This is a genomic window from Bradyrhizobium sp. SZCCHNS3052, from assembly GCF_032484495.1.
GTDB lineage: Bacteria > Pseudomonadota > Alphaproteobacteria > Rhizobiales > Xanthobacteraceae > Bradyrhizobium.
Genome location: NZ_JAUETB010000011.1, coordinates 120,184 through 135,639, shown reverse-complemented (window position 1 = coordinate 135,639; position 15,456 = coordinate 120,184). Strand labels below are relative to the sequence as shown.

At 59.0% G+C, this 15,456-nt stretch carries 12 protein-coding genes; 6 read left to right on the top strand and 6 right to left on the bottom strand.

All coding sequences use genetic code 11. The features are described 5' to 3' along the window. Positions 1–3: 3 nt before the first annotated feature. From QX073_RS27275 to QX073_RS27265, 3 genes are all read right to left on the bottom strand, one after another. Entirely contained in the window at positions 4–1,050 is a 1,047-nt protein-coding gene (locus QX073_RS27275; protein WP_315716387.1) for a radical SAM protein, read from the bottom strand. Next, the gene (locus tag QX073_RS27270; protein ID WP_315716386.1) at positions 1,047–2,327 is read right to left on the bottom strand and encodes an ABC transporter ATP-binding protein; all 1,281 of its coding nucleotides are present in this window, start codon (positions 2,325–2,327) and stop codon (positions 1,047–1,049) included. The genes QX073_RS27275 and QX073_RS27270 overlap by 4 nt, the downstream gene beginning before the upstream one ends. A 123-nt stretch (positions 2,328–2,450) precedes the next feature. Beyond that, the gene (locus tag QX073_RS27265; protein WP_315716385.1) at positions 2,451–3,413 is read right to left on the bottom strand and encodes an NAD(P)-dependent oxidoreductase; all 963 of its coding nucleotides are present in this window, start codon (positions 3,411–3,413) and stop codon (positions 2,451–2,453) included. 268 nt (positions 3,414–3,681) lie between these two features. Between QX073_RS27265 and QX073_RS27260 the strand changes: the two genes are divergently transcribed. The 5 genes from QX073_RS27260 to QX073_RS27240 all read left to right on the top strand — a co-directional run bounded on the left by QX073_RS27260 (position 3,682) and on the right by QX073_RS27240 (position 8,472). Next, positions 3,682–5,076: a glycosyltransferase family 2 protein gene (locus tag QX073_RS27260; protein ID WP_315826507.1), complete on the top strand. Its 1,395-nt coding sequence runs from the start codon at positions 3,682–3,684 to the stop codon at positions 5,074–5,076. After that, the gene (locus QX073_RS27255) at positions 5,064–5,912 is read left to right on the top strand and encodes a DUF268 domain-containing protein (protein WP_315716383.1); all 849 of its coding nucleotides are present in this window, start codon (positions 5,064–5,066) and stop codon (positions 5,910–5,912) included. The genes QX073_RS27260 and QX073_RS27255 overlap by 13 nt, the downstream gene beginning before the upstream one ends. Before the next feature lie 8 nt (positions 5,913–5,920). Then, positions 5,921–6,547 carry an acyltransferase gene (locus tag QX073_RS27250; RefSeq protein WP_315716382.1) on the top strand — a complete coding sequence of 209 codons (627 nt, stop codon included), beginning with the start codon at positions 5,921–5,923 and terminating at the stop codon, positions 6,545–6,547. Next, the gene (locus tag QX073_RS27245) at positions 6,544–7,359 is read left to right on the top strand and encodes a class I SAM-dependent methyltransferase (protein WP_315716381.1); all 816 of its coding nucleotides are present in this window, start codon (positions 6,544–6,546) and stop codon (positions 7,357–7,359) included. The genes QX073_RS27250 and QX073_RS27245 overlap by 4 nt, the downstream gene beginning before the upstream one ends. A gap of 162 nt (positions 7,360–7,521) precedes the next feature. Then, a complete protein-coding gene (locus tag QX073_RS27240; protein WP_315716380.1) occupies positions 7,522–8,472 on the top strand; it encodes a glycosyltransferase in 951 nt (316 codons plus the stop codon). Here the strand turns inward: QX073_RS27240 and QX073_RS27235 are convergent, their stop codons facing one another. From QX073_RS27235 to QX073_RS27225, 3 genes are all read right to left on the bottom strand, one after another. After that, positions 8,473–9,471 (bottom strand): FkbM family methyltransferase, encoded by a 999-nt coding sequence (locus QX073_RS27235; RefSeq protein WP_316200633.1) that lies wholly within the window; start codon positions 9,469–9,471, stop codon positions 8,473–8,475. It abuts the gene before it with no gap. Next, complete coding sequence (locus QX073_RS27230) at positions 9,450–10,175, bottom strand: hypothetical protein (protein ID WP_315716378.1); 726 nt, start codon at positions 10,173–10,175, stop codon at positions 9,450–9,452. Before QX073_RS27230 ends, QX073_RS27235 begins: the two co-directional genes overlap by 22 nt. A 151-nt stretch (positions 10,176–10,326) precedes the next feature. Then, positions 10,327–11,190, bottom strand: coding sequence for an ABC transporter permease (locus QX073_RS27225; protein WP_315716377.1), 864 nt, complete (start codon positions 11,188–11,190; stop codon positions 10,327–10,329). 1,144 nt (positions 11,191–12,334) lie between these two features. On the opposite strand from QX073_RS27225, the gene QX073_RS27220 reads away from it, so the two are divergent. Next, on the top strand, positions 12,335–15,100 hold the full coding sequence (locus tag QX073_RS27220) for an NF038122 family metalloprotease (RefSeq protein WP_316226679.1): 2,766 nt from the start codon (positions 12,335–12,337) through the stop codon (positions 15,098–15,100). Positions 15,101–15,456 lie beyond the last annotated feature (356 nt).

Genomic DNA, 15,456 nt, shown 5'->3' with positions numbered 1-15,456 from the left:
CAATTACTTTGATCGCCGGGCAACGCGCCACCGTCGTATCCCGCCGAGCCAGCTCCCGCCGGGGGAAGGCGACGAAACCACCTGGCTTGGCCCAAGAAATTCCGAGTAGACCTTTTCACGTGTCGCAATCTGTTCCGGCGTCCCTTCATGCTGTCCCTCCGTGCAAGTCGCGCACGGCGAAAGCTTGGGACCATAGCGAAGCAGCTCCTTTCGCCATTCCGCCATCGCCTGGCTGGCATAAGCCGCAAAAATCGTTGGAAAATCTGTCAATTTTCCAATTGCATAGCGTTGGGTATGCTCTGCAAAGTCGACGAACATCTGGCAGCAAGGGAATAGCGTGCCGTCGTAGGAAACCGTAAAGTCATTGAAGGGACGGGAGCACGGCGCGGACCGGCTGAACGCGCCGGAGCTCAGTCCGACGGATTCCGCCCGGTTCGATCCCAGGGTGTAGTAGTTCGTAGCAAAGACATGGATCGGCAATTTTTCGATATTGACATGACCCTGCATCGTCTCTCCGGGACGTAGGATGTCGACCTTTATCGCCTTCTGCAAACGTCGGGAAAGGTCGTTGAAGCGCGTCGCTGCATAGGCATCGTCGTACGGCTTGCCGGCCGGGGCATGGATGGAAATGTACAGTTCGGACAGGCCGGCTGAGATCAGTTCGCGAACGTAGTCGCGATCCAGATAGTCTCCGTTGCTACTGAAGTATATGCGGGCCGCCGGCAACAGCTCTCGAGCGCGCCTGATGCGATTGAGCAGCAGCGACTTGTCTGAAGTTGGCTCGTTATACAGATTTAAGCACAAGCCCTCGTCATAGGAGATTTCTGCGAGGTCGCGCAGGATAAGTTCATAGGTATCGTGAGGCAGCAGTTTGTTGGTCGAGGCACGATCGACCTTCGACACGGGGCAGTAGGAGCATGCCCGATTGCAGTGTGATGAAATTTCGACAACGACGTTGCGTACTGACCTTCGAAACAGCTCTCGCGCCGCTTCAGCGCTCGTCGGCGCGAAAAAGTGGTCCCGCGCGAAATGGTCCAACGCTTCGTTCATGAGCTGACCTGGTCAAGATGAAAATCTGCATCGAAGTGAACGACGGCATTCGGGTCCGAGTAGAGGAACTTGTCGCTTGGATTGAGGACGACGACGTTTCCACACTTGAGCGCGAGAAAGAGATGAAGTCCTGCATGGCGCGTGATCGCGGCGATGTTCAAATCGTAACTTCCCGGCCGCAGATTTTGCGCTGGAACGGAAATCCTCAGACTATAGCGACCTGGCATCACGCGTCCGACCAGAAGACCTTGCTCGTGACTGTCGATAGTGCAGATATTTCTATAATGTGCCGCATCGAGCACGGCGCGGATGACGAGGTCATCGATAGCTGAATGAACCGTCACATCCATGACGATGTCGAACGGCTCCTTGAAGTGCAGCTCCTTCTTGGCCGTATTGCCGTCCTTTGCGACGATCTTGATATTGTCGCAGACAACGTCGCCGGTGCCGGAGATCAGCTCGCTCGCGCCATCCGGACCAGGAAGCGCACTCTCCCGAGTACGGGCGGCGTTGCGAGCGTTCTGATCGTCATAGGCGCGGATCACCCTCTCGATTTCGCCGAGGACCTTCACCTCGCCCTTGTCCATGAACAGTCCGCGATCGCAAACCGCCCAAATCGCTCCAATGGAATGCGAAACCAGGACGATCGACGTGCCCTTGCGCTTCAATCCAAAGAGGTAATCGTAGCACTTCTTCTGGAAGTTCAAGTCACCCACAGCGAGCACTTCATCGACCAGCAGCACCTCCGGCTCGCTCACGGCAGCCACCGCGAAACCGAGGCGCACCTGCATGCCGCTCGAGTAATGCTTGACGGGCATGTCGATGAATTGTTCGAGTTCAGAGAATGCAACGATCTCATCCATGTGGGAGCGGATCTCCCGGGGAGAGAGTCCGAGGAGTGCGGCGTTTATATAGATGTTTTCGCGGCCGGTGAGCATCGGTGAGAAGCCAGCGCCGGCCGCAATCAATGCGCCAACACGTCCGCGCAGCATGACGCGACCGGCATCCGGCTTGTAGATGCCAGTCAGGATGCGCAGAAGGGTCGTCTTTCCACAGCCGTTGACCCCCATGATGCCAAGGCTCTGGCCGCGTTCGAGGGTGAAGCTGATGTCCTTGACGGCCCAGAACTCCCCGTCACGCAACAGGCTCGAATCGCTGCCGGCGCCAACAAGCCGACCGAGGCCGTCACGAAGGCCGTGTGCCATCGATCGGCGCAGCGACAGGCCGAACTTCTTGGAGACGCTCTCGGCGCGAACTGTCCAGTCCTTATCGCTCACAACTGTCTGCTAACCTTTGGTGGTAAGGATGCGGGTGTACACTGCCGGAGGGAGGCATAAAAGCGAAATGCAAAAAGAGCAACCGGCCGACCGGTCTGCGGAGCCGACCAGTTCGGCAGCCCCTCACTTGATGTTCGCGCCTCTGTTGCCCGTCCGCCACCATGCGGCATAGGCGGCAAGCCCATCTCTCAAGCTCCAACGATGCTCGAAGCCCAGGCTTCTTGACCGTGTGGCCGAGGCCTGCAGGTGGTTCGGATCGCCAATGCGCGAATGTCCATTGAATCGGATCCGACAATCGACTCCCAATGCGCGGGCAAGCTCACTGGCAATGGACTCAACACTGGATGCGACGCCAGTTCCGCCATTGACGATGAGGCACTGCGACGTTGCGTGCTGGGCCGCGATGAACCCGAGTTCGGCTGCGTCCTCAACGTACAGCATGTCCCTGGTCTCAGCCCCCGTCCCAAAGAGGGTAATTTCGTCGGACGCCTGCGAGAGTTTTCCTGCGACGTCCCATAGCAGCTGCTTCTGCAAGCCGGGACCGTACAGAGAGAAATAGCGGATCACGGCCGTTTTCAAGCCGAATGAGTGTGACGCCGATCGACATAGCCATTCGGCACAGAGCTTGTGTGCGCCATAGGGCGATACAGGAGCCAGCGAAGCGTCTTCGGCGATCGGTCCCGGCGCGGCGCTGCCATACACTGCCGCGCTGGAGGGAAGCACGAACACCGCTTCCGGCGCTGACCTGCGCAACGTATCAAGCAGCAGCGCGGTGCTGTCTACCGAGAGACGGAAGTCTCGGTAAGGGTCCGCAAGCGATGCGCCGATTGCGCCGCTGCCCGCGGCATGGAATACGACGTCGGGGGGGCCGACAAGCTTCAGGAGCTCCTTGATCGCTTCGTTGTCGATGATCTTCTCGATCCAGGCAGCCCTGCCTGAGACTTTGGCGAGAGGGAGTGCTGCGATATCGACATCGGCAGCGCCGCCAAGCCCAATGCCAGCAATATCCCAGCCCCCCGCCGCAAAACGCGCGGCCACATGTCGGCCCAGGAAGCCACGGGCGCCGGTTATCCAAACGAGTGCCATACGTCAGAATTGCTCTTAGAGGTTCCGAAAAGGGATCGTCTCTATCGAATTGATCGCCACGGTTAAGACGAGAGGGCGCGCGCCCCTGGGCGCAGGGTCAGCTCGGACGCTTGTGCGACGGCGAAACCCGTGGACGCGGAGGGCATTTTCTACTTTCACGTGTGGATGCGCCAACTTGCAAACATGCCGGTCGTGGAGGTATACACCGTCTGAGGATTGTTTCCAACGATATCCATGCCTTCAGGCCGATTGCGGAGGAGGACAGCTGGTGAGTTCCTTCAAGGTGCCTGTGAGCGGGGTAGTGGAGCGCTTGATCGGATCTGAAGATGCGTGCGGCGGCACTGACAATCCGGTTTCGATCGATCGTGCAACCAAAGGGTGCGTTCACGTCGTTATTCCCGTCTTTAATCGTTGGCAGTTCACGCAGCAGTGCGTCGAAGATCTGCGCCGTCAGACCTATCGACATTTGACGATCAACGTATCGGACGGCGGATCGACCGACGGCACGCGAGACAAGCTCGCTCGACTCTATCCGGACGTGGAGGTGATCTACGATGGGAAGGAGCGTTGGTGGGCCGGCTCTTGTGCGCTGGCCATTGAGCGGATACTGGCCAAAGCTGCGACGGATGACTTCGTTCTTTTGCTGAACAATGACACGAGAGTCCCTGAAAACTACATCGAAACGCTGGTTGCCTGGTCGCGGACCCATGACGCGGCCGTTGGCGCAAAGGTCGTTGACAGTCGCGATCCGACGAGGGTCCTCGATGCCGGCGAGATGATTGATTGGGAGCGCTACGATTTCCCCATCAAAACAGAGATCGCCTCAGGCGAGCGGCATTGTGAAGACGTCGACACGCTTCCGGGCCGAGGTACTTTGATTCCGATCAAGATGATAAGAGCGGTCGGCAACATCGACGATCGGACCTTTCCACATTATATTTCAGATTACGACTTCTTTTGCCGGATCAAGTCTGCTGGTTTCAAGCTGCTCGTGTGTTACGACACAATGATTCTGGCTCATATCGAGGAGACCGGTATCGTACCGCAAGCCCAGTTGACCTTGCGGCAAGCCTGGCGCGAAATCTTCGACCGCAGGTCGATGACCAATCTCGGCGATCACTGGCGCTTCGTCTCCCGACATGCGCCCGCGTTGCTGCGCCCGCGGTTGCATCGCCTTTTGGTGGCGCAGGCGGCCGCAAAATTGCTGTTGCGCACGGAACTCGGCATTTTTTTTCTACCGCCGTATAAAGGCGCGCGTCTCGTCAGGAGAGTCGCGCGAGCAGTTGTCCGCTTGATTAACGAGCCGGATGCTGCGCTCGAGTTCGCGCACTGGCCGCATGCGGTGAAGCTCGTTGCGCTGATGACCTTTGCTCCACGTCCCTTCCAAGGCGATGAGGCCGCCGCCAAAGGGTTGGATGTGTCGCGGCTTGTGCGCGATGGCGTATTGATCCTGCGGTTGCCGCCTGACTGGTATTGCTTCGGCACGCTGCAATGGGCAGGCCGGTCGGATGCCGCGCAACTGAACGATCTGCTGCGCGCGTGCCGAGGGCCGAGCCTGTTGCAATATAGGGCTCTTGTTTCCTACAAGAGGGCACGCCAAGCGCATATACGGCTGGGTGATGATAGCGCGGCAGACCCAGGGCAAGCATCATGCAATCATTGAAACAGTACATCAAAGGGCGCCTCAAGGCGCCGCTCGCGGAATCAAATTACAAACGATTTCTCGCGGACGGCAACCCGCCTTGGAAGCCAGGTTACGATACGCATAAGATCAAGTCGGTAACCGCCGCAATCAACGATCCCGCCTACGATCCCTACAAACTCCCGGACGGTTTTGGTTGGCGCCTCGATGAACGTATCGTTGAGTATCCCTGGTTCATGGCGCGCCTTCCAGCGGGGAAGGGGCGATTGCTCGACGCGGGGTCTACCCTCAACCACGCGCATGTGCTCGGTCATCCGAAGCTGCGCGAAAAGACCTGCACCGTTTCGACTTTGGCGCCGGAGCAGTGGTCTGCGTGGCAGTGGGGCGTGTCCTACGTTTATGAAGATCTGCGCGAAAGCTGTTTCCGGGACGCGTATTTCGATTGGATTGCCTGCATCTCGACGATCGAGCACGTTGGCCTGGACAACACGATGCTCTACACGAGCGACGGCACAAAGAACGAGACGGATACCGACGGGTACGTCTCTTGTCTGATGGAATTGCGCCGAATGTTGAAGCCAGGTGGGGTGCTCTTTCTGAGCATGCCATTCGGTCGACGAGCCAACCACGGTTGGTTCCAGATTTTTGACGCCGAAATGGTCGACCGGCTCGTCGAGCGATTCGCGCCGCAATCGTGCATCGAGACCATCTATCGTTACAGGGCGGAAGGGTGGACCGTTGGCGACCGGGAGAGCGCAAAGGACGCAACGTATTTCGACATACATAAGCAAAGCACTTATGATGATGATTACGCGGCAGCCTCCCGGGCTGTCGTGTGTCTTGAGCTGACGAAGTAGCGGCTTCCGTGACGCGCCGTGTTCGTGCATTTGCCGAAGGACTACTTGCTCGGCTCGTCCGGCCGCGGCATATGCCGTCGGCCGACGGAAGGATTGATCGCGCTCTGGCAGATATCGACCAGACTGCCGTTTTCTATCCGACGGCCAGTCTGCATACGCACGGGCACCCGCCAGAGGCGCTGCGGATTGGCGCTCACACGCACGTCCGTGGCGAGTTGTTGTTGTTCGGACACGGCGGACGTATTCGCCTTGGCGAGTATTGTTATGTTGGCGAGCAGACCAGAATCTGGTCCGCCAGGGACATCAGCATCGGCAACCGCGTTCTGATCTCGCATATGTGCACAATCATGGATAATCTGACCCACCCGTTGGATGCGAGCGAGCGGCATCAGCAGTTCCGCGATATCATTACCGCTGGTCATCCACGCAAAATCGACCTGGACGAGCAACCTGTCATCATTGAGGACGATGCGTTGATCAGTTGCCATTGCGTGGTGCTGCGAGGCGTGCGAATCGGCCGCGGCGCCGTCATTGGAGCGGGCAGCGTCGTCACCAAGGACGTTCCTCCGATGGTGATTGCGGCGGGCAATCCGGCCAAGGTCATTCGCGAACTCGATATGGAAGCTGTAAAATGACCGATGGCGCGATGAGCTGGGAGCAGGCGGTCTCCTGGTTGCGCAACCAGCCTGACCAGGCCAGTCTTGTGAAGGCGTGTTTCTTCGATGACCCGCTGTTGGCGGCTGCGCAGCGATTTCACGCCAGCTCCGAGTGGATTGCGACGCGATCATTGCTGACGAGCCCACCAGGGCGCGCCTTGGATGTCGGGGCGGGCAGGGGCATCGCGAGCTACGCGCTCGCGGCTGATGGCTGGCAAGTGACGGCGTTGGAGCCTGACCCGAGCGCGCTGGTGGGGGGCGGGGCGATCCGGGCGCTCGCGGGCGAGAGTGGATTGCCGATCAACGTTGTGCAGGAGTGGGGTGAGACCCTGCCATTCGATAGCAATAGCTTCGATGTCGTACTCTGCCGTCAAGTGCTGCACCATGCGCGTGACCTGGGGCAGCTCTGTGCCGAGATTGGTCGCGTTCTGAAGCCGGGTGGAATTTTACTTGCCACGCGCGAGCATGTCATTTCACGACCCGAAGATTTGCCGGCATTCTTGGCGTCGCATCCGCTTCACAAGCATTATGGTGGCGAGCACGCCTATTTACTTGCGGACTATCACTCCGCCATCGCCAATGCGGGCCTTGCTCTCGATCTTTCGTTGAACCCACTTCAGTCCGATATCAATCTGTTTCCAATGACCATGAGTGATCACCGAAGGCTTCTCGCCAAGCGGCTCAGATTGCCCTTGGCGTTCGTTCGACCGTGGCTGATGACGTGGTACGGTAGCCACCTCAACGATCCAGGACGTCTTTACACGTTCAGAGCGCGCAAGCCTGCAAGCTGATGCCGGGGCACGAATTGTGAAGAGACCATTGTCCAACATTTGCAGAAGGCTCTCTTCGCAACAGATACGATCGGGGAGCCGCGGCGTGGATGATTCAACCAGCCTATTCCGGGCCTATCCGTTGCGCAGCGGGTCGTGGTGTCATGATCGCGAGGTCCTCTCGTGACTGACCGCGTGCCGCTCGCGCTTTTCACGTACAACCGCCCGCTGCACACGCGACGGGCGCTCGATGCGCTGCTTCGGAACGCGCGCTTAGAGGACGTCAAGATCATCATCTACTCGGACGCCCCGAAGCGGCCTGAGCACGCCGATGCGGTCGAGGCGACGCGTCGGTTAGTTGCAGACTGGGCCGTGACGAACGGCGCCGAGGTCGTCGTGCGCCCAGAGAACTTTGGTCTTGCTCGCTCGATCGCCGGTGCGGTCGACGAGCTCACGCGCGCTTACGGCCGGGTGATTGTCCTCGAGGACGACCTCGTTGCAGCTCCCGATTTTGTCCGCTTCATGCTCGAAGGGCTGGACCGTTATGCTGATGCCTCCGGTGTTGCGCAGATCTCCGGTTGCCACCTCAAAGGTACGGCCCAAGTATCCGGAGATGCCTTCTTCATGCCGCTGACGACGACATGGGGGTGGGCGACATGGGCGCGGGCATGGTCGCTATTTGATTGGCAGACGGACGGTATGCTCGATGAGCTTGCCCGCGATGCCGGGTTCCGCAGCCGCTTCAGCCTCAATGGTGCAGCGGATTATGAAGCGATGCTGTCCGATCGCATTGCCGGCAAAAATGACTCTTGGGGCATTCTGTGGTGGTATGCCGTCGCCAAGGCCGGCGCGCAGGTTCTCTACCCGCGTACGAGCCTGATATGGAACGGCGGATTCGACAATTCCGGCGTTCATTGTGCGGGTAACCTCCCCTTCCAGCTCGAAGCTCCAGCTCAGTTCAGGCGGACTATCTTGCCGGCGACGCTGCGAATGCCCGATCGGGTTGAGCCGGACATGGCAGCATTCAACGAGGTCTGTCTTTGGCTGCGGGCAGGTGTCTCTCCAGCCGTTGATCGTGGCGGCCTCGCAACACGATTGCGAGGGGCTTTGAAGCGTTGGGCCGGCCGCCGCTGATCAGGAGAAATCTGCGCCTGTGCGAGTCAGGATGACCGAATTGAAGAGCCGAAACCGGACTTCGTAATTCCTAGCGAGAAGATATCTGAGAGCGGGATCCTGGTGCATTTCGGCGAACGGTGTCGATAGCGCTTCGATGATGATCACGGCGGGCGCGTACACGTCCCAATTGCCCGAACGCAAGACGGCCAGTTCTGCGCCCTCCACATCGACGCTGAGGAGATCGACGTTGATTCCGGGAGGCACGAACTCGTCCATGATAGTTGCGAGCGTTTTCGGGCGAAGCTCGATTTCACCAGTCTTGTCCCATCCAGCCGCGACGTAGCTGTCGGCGAGCTCTGCGTTGGTCGTGTTGAGGGCGCCCTCGCGAAAGAGGTGCATCCGCAGGGGATCTGTCTGGTCCGACACCGCGAGTTCGAGGTTGACGTCTCGGGGCCGGAGCAGGCCGAACGAGCTCATGCTCCCGGGTGTTGCGTCGACATTGATGCCGCGCCATCCACGGCGGTAGAGCGCAAACGTATTGGAGAACCTGGTGGCGTGATGAGCGCCGATGTCGACATAGAAGCCGGAGCGACGATCACCGAACAGCCGCTTGAGCAGGATATCCTCTCCCTCCTGGCTGTAGTGGTGGCTGCTTCCGCCGAGCGCAGAGAAATGCTCGAGCAGAGCGTCAGGAATGTCGGCCGGGTCCAGGCCCGCACAGGCCCGCGTCAATAATTGCTTCCTCAAATCGAGCGGCAAGTGGTCCGCATCAGCAGCAGAAAAAGCCGCCGAAAGCAGCCGCCCGAGCTGGCTCGCATCCAGCTTCTGCTCGCTGAGTGCTTTTTCGAGGATTTGTAAGCAGGAGTCGATATCCATATGAGCGCCGATCCTGGCGAGCTGGACCGCCAATCTGGCGCGGTGCTCGGGGGCCATTCGGCGTCCGACGAACTGAATCAGCGATCGCGCCATGCTCGACAATCGAAAGCTAAGCGCCGTCACCAGTTGCTGCCCCTGCACGCTTCAATGCCTCCGACTGGTCGCGGATGATTGAGCCGGCCGTTGAGAATACTATCCGATCGCACCAGCAGCGATGTTGTCCAGCAATAGATGTTGATTGGGCCAAATCCGCTGAAGTCCACCTGAAGGAAACCTTCACCACGAAAGAACTCTGCTACGTCGGTGTACCAGTCTGAATTGTCGAGCACGATGCAGCCGCCCGCACTCAGGTGAGGCAAGGCTGCCCGCGCGCATTGATTGCGCCAGACCCCGTCGATGATGATGACATCAAATTCTCCTCCGATTTCGGATATGGCCCCAGCATATTCCGTGACCCCCTCCCGGAGAATGAGCTTTTCCAGTCGACTTGACCGATGCAGCATCTTCTCAAACCAGGCGGGATCATGCTCGACGGCGGTCACCTTGGCTCCCTTATTCGCCCAAAACAGGGACGAATTGCCGCAACCAAACTCGAAGATTCGTAATCCTCTGGCGTCGAGCTGCTCGAAGTATTCCAGTGCGGGATATGTGTACCAGGGAACAGGTTTCCCATCCACGGCGACCGGCAGTTTCAGCTCGAGCGTACGTCCATAGCCGTACTTGTTCACGAGGATGTCGAGAGCAGGCTCGAATGCCTTCGGCTCGGGTTTGGGCGTGGCATGCGCCAATGCGTTCGCGACCGTCCTCTGGACATAGGCGTTGATCCGATCTTTGAGCCATCTCATCTCGAGCATACTCCTGCGAGCTGGCCGGCGTCCGCCAAGCGAGTTGCTCGATGGATGGGCTCGCACGTGAATTGGGACTCGGGCCGCAACATTGCCTAACGGGGGGTCTTGTTTCTGTTCAATTTGCTGTCGCTGCCTGTAGTCGGCTAAGCTACAGCCGCTCCGCTACGAGGTCCTCGAGCAGGTAGAAGATCTTCAGCCCAACGACGACCAGAATCACGGTCGCGACGATCACCAGCAAAAACACCGGAATGTCGTTGGCTTGGTCGAGGCAGATCAGCGCACGAGGAACATCGATGAGGTATGTCAACGGATTGCACTTGATCAGAAACTGTATGGTTGGGCTCTCGATGCTCGAGTGCAAGTATACTGCAGGCGTCAAGTACATCAGCAGAGAGAGCCCTTGCGTGGCGAGCGGCGTAAGGTCGCGCGCAATTGTGCCGAGCACTGCGAGCATCAAGCCAATTGCCGTCCCGAGCAGTACCATGGGCAGAACCAGCAATGGATAGGCGAGTATCCAGAGGCTGGGCCACCGACCCATGATCAAGAATACCGCCATCATCGTGATCATGCTGATGGCGATGGAATAGAAAACGCCTGCCAGCGAGCTCATGGCCAGTGCTAGCTTTGGAATCTTGGTTCGCAGAATGAGATCAGCCTGCGACTGCAGCCCACTGCTGACCGCTCCCATTGCGCCCGGTAGACATGCCCAGATGGTGGTGCCGACGAGAACATAAAGAGGGTATGGAATCTCTCCTTGGCCTGGCTTGAGAACGCCAATGGAATAGAGAAACAGGAAGCTGACGATCCCCAGGATCGGATTGAGAAGAGCCCAGAAATACCCGAGAATTTTCTGTCGGAATTGAGCGATGAAGTCGCGCCAGAAAAGGCGAGTTATCACGTGGCGAGAGTTCGATAGATCGAAGTAGGCTTGGCGCAGGCTCGACGTTAGTCCACCGCTGCGCTGTGTTGCCTCATAGATTGTAATCGTGTCCTGGCGGTCAGACTTGATCATCGCCACCTCGCGGGCTTCTCTCGTGTGGTCAAACTGTGATTCGCTGGCTGCCTCGTCGTCGATTTACGAGAGGCGGAATTCGCTGAGATCCCGCGCTATCGATCGAGGCTTCCTGTACATGCGGGTGTAAAGCCGGACGTGCCTTCTGAAACGCTGTCCTCCACATCAGTGGATCTTTGAAGGTTTTCCCGACATCGCGACAATTGCTCCACCACCGCGATAGCCAGCCGACGGCGCTGAGCGCCGCACCTTTGGGTCCGTGTCACACACGAGGACGCTTTGAGCAAGTGGAATTCGCAATCACTCCCTGAGACACGACCGGGTCGATGCAGCAGCAGCCCGGTGCGCTATCGGGCCCTTTGAGGCGGGCTTCGCGTCTCCAGCCTTTATGGAGCGTCGTCGCGCCTGGAGCTACCCCATGGGCCAACGGGCGAGCGGTTTGCGGCGAGATTGGCTGGACGCCGCCGTTGGATACATGAACGACGTCTGGTGCAGCGCAGCCCGAGGGCAACAGCTTCGGGTCGTACGGTCGACCTTATCGAAATACCGATTGAAACGCTAGGTCGTCCATCCCGCTTTTGCAATTGTAGATTTTGATTTCCCGGGAGTAAGCTCTTGATTGAGGGGACTGTAGCGGCACCACGAAGCGCTAGTCACGTACACCACCTTAGCGCCGCGCAGAACGCTCCCGCTCTTCCAGTTGCCGCTGGCATGGTGATGATTCCGACTGGTTGCATTGTCGTAAACGGACAAATTGCTGCGATCTACCATGGACCTCGGCGCACGGAGCCGACCGATCCGGGCGGCGTGACGGTGCGACATGGTGAGTTGATCCTTCGCCTGCCGAGTTGGTTCGAGCAGCCGAGAGTCTGCGAGGAGCAGACCAGGGGTGAATGCGGCATGGCAGGGGGGGCGGCTTGGTGACATGCCCAGTCCCTGCAGAAATTGATTTCAGCTGGTCGCAGAGCAAGCGGGAGCGCCAAGTGGCCGGCCGGGCTGCGCAGAGGGTGTTCAGACCTTCGTCTCCCGGCAGGCGGCCATTAACCTGCAGGAAACGCTGATGACTGATAGCTAGATTCGCGGTTTCGGGGCTGCTCGAGCTTGGAATCGTGCGCTGGGATTTGAATGGCTGGGAGTTTAGCCAATGGCCGGATCGCCCAATTCGCAAGGCTCCGACGTAGTCCAGGCCTCCGGCCCGGCAATCGATCCGCCTCCGTCAAACCCGGTCGAGCTCCCAGATGAGGCGGTGGAAGCTCAGCTCGCGCAAGGCGATTTCGGCGGGGTTGGTGCGGTGACGGCCGTGAGCGCCGGTGGGCTCACCATCAACCTTCTGTTCGATGCGGCCGCAATGGCCGCTCCGGCCAGCTTCCGGGCCGGGATTCAACAGGCCGCCGCGATCCTGACGTCCATGATCTCCGACCGAATCACGGTCAACATCAAGATCGACTACAGTGGAATCGGCGGAGGCGCTGCTGCAGGTCCTGATGGTGGCCAGTGGATGACCTACTCGAGCGTTCGGTCCAACCTCGTTGGGAACGCTAGCCCCGGTGACACCACCTTCAACGCCCTACCGGCTGTATCGAGCATCCAAGGGCAATCCTATGTTGCCGTCTGGAATTCGCAGCTGAAGCTCTGGGGAGGACTTGGCGCCAACGATACCACGACCGACGACGGCAGCGCGACGTTCGCGACCGACATCAATTCAGGCCTGCTCGTCGGAGTGGCCCTTCACGAGCTTACGCACGCATTCGGCCGCGTGCCCTACGGCCCGCAGCCTGACGTGTTCGATCTCTTCCGGTTCTCAACCCCAGGCGTCCGTCTCATGACGGGCGGCGCGACGGCGTCGACAGCCTACTTCTCAATTGATGGGGGGCAAACGAAGCTTGCCGACTACGGCCAGTCCTCCGATCCGAGCGACTTCCTGAACAGTGGCGTTCAGGGCGCCAACGATCCGTTTAACGAATTCTACACTTTCAACACACTTCAGACGCTGACGTCCGTCGACCTCAAGCAAATGGACGCTCTCGGCTTTCATCTCGTCTCCGCAACGCCTGTAACCATAGAGGCGTTGGGAACGACCAGCCTGGTGCAGCTGGGATCAAGCTATTTCCTCAATCCAGCTGGTGGGGGATTTGGCCCCCAACTCAAGCTCAACGGCGCCACGGTTCAGCCTGGGCAAATTGGTGGCTGGACGCCAATCGGTGCAGAAGCCGTGGGCGCGGGTTATGAGCTTGCCTGGAAGTTGGCCGGATCCGACCTTTACGCAGTGTGGACCCTCGACAGCAGCGGAAATTACGCAAGTAGCGCGATCGGAGGTGTCTCTGGACGGTCAGCCTCGTTCGAAACATTCGAGAATGTTTTTCATCAGGATCTCAACGGTGACGGTACGATCGGTATTCCGACCATCGTCATTGAGGGACTGGGATCGACCAGTCTGGTCCAGGTTGGCGATGGATATCTTTTGAATCCGGTCGGTGGCGGCACGGGCCCGCAAGTGAAGCTTGGCGGCGCGAACCTCGTGGCCGGTCAACTCGGCGGCTGGATGCCGATTGGCGCAGAAGCCGTGGGTGGCGGCTATGAGGTCGCCTGGAAGGTGGCGGGAGCCGATCTTTACGCAGTGTGGAATCTCGACAGCAACGGAAACTATACGAGCAGCGCGGTCGGAGGTGTCTCCGGAAGCTCGGTCTCGCTGGAAGCGTTCGAGAGCGTGTTTCACCAGGATCTCAATGGTGACGGCACGATCGGCATTCCGACGACGGTCGTCGAGGCACTGGGATCAACCAGTCTCGTTCAGGCCGGCAACGGATATATCCTAAATCCAGTTGGTGGCGGCACGGGCCCGCAAGTGAAGCTTGGCGGTGCCAACCTCGTGGCCGGCCAACTCGGCAGCTGGATGCCGATTGGCGCAGAAGCCGTGGGTGGTGGTTATGAGATTGCCTGGAAGGTGGCGGGAGCCGATCTTTACGCAGTATGGAATCTTGACAGCAACGGAAACTACACGAGCAGTGCGATCGGAGGTGTCTCTGGGAGCTCAGCTTCGTTCGAGGCAATCGAGACCATCTTTCACCAAGACCTCAACGGTGATGGTACGATCGGGATTCCCACGATAGTCATCGAGGGGCTAGGATCGACGAGCCTCACCCAGGTCGGCAATGGATATTTTATGAATCCGGTCGGCGGCGGCGCGGGTCCGCAAGTGAAGCTTGGCGGCGCCAATGTTGTGGTCGGACAACTCGGCAGCTGGATGCCAATCGGCGCAGAAGCCGTGGGTAGCGGCTACGAGGTCGCCTGGAAGGTCGCGGGAGCTGATGTTTATGCAGTTTGGAGCCTGGACAGCGGCGGCAACTACACAGGCAGCGCGATTGGAGGTGTGTCGGGAAGCTCGGCCTCGTTCGAGGCGTTCGAAACCACTTTCCATCAAGACCTCAACGGAGACGGTACGATCGGTGTAACCGCCCAAGTTTCAGCGGGCTACCCGCAAGGCAATCTCAGCGTCGCAAATGGTGTCCTCTCTTCGGGAAAAACCGCAAATCAAGCAGCGACTTACCCCTCCGACCTGTTCAGCCAGGACGGATTCCATTTCGCTGAAGGCGTCCAAGGCCAGACGATCATCTCCAGTCCCCAGCCATTGCTTGGTGGCCCACAGCAGACGGCATTGTGGGCACCGCATGACGTTTTCGTATTCAACCAAGAGCTTGGGCAGAGTATCGCCGCCAACTTCGCATCGGAGGCAGACATCGTCTGGCTCAATCACAATCGCGCTGCCACGCAAGCGGCGATATTCTCGGCGAGTCACGACAATACGCCTGGCAACATTGTTGTTTCTGATTCGGCACAGGACGTGCTTACGACACATCAGTCCATCACGGAGACAGTTCTGAGCCATCTTGCCGGCTTTCATCTTGTCTAGTTCAGTGCTCCGACCGGATTGGCAGCATCTTGGATGCGGGCGGGTCAGTGCATCGCGTCGCACTTTCAACGCCACCTCTCTGCACGGTACAGAGATCGACGGAGATGATTGCTGGGGCCGCCAACAATCGTGGCGGCATCGGCGAGCTACGGCATCGAAACCTCCTCGCTCATCCTTGAGCGATGTCGAGGCCCTTCCTGGGTGTCGAATGCGATCTGCTCCTTCCGCTTGGGCCGAAGATTGTATCCGAGTCCACGAGCGCTGCTCGTGGATGACGCTGCGGTTTGCTGGCAGCAGTTGATTTTGCCGCAAGACCGATGATCTACCAGCTGGAAAGGTAGATCGTCGCCTGACCT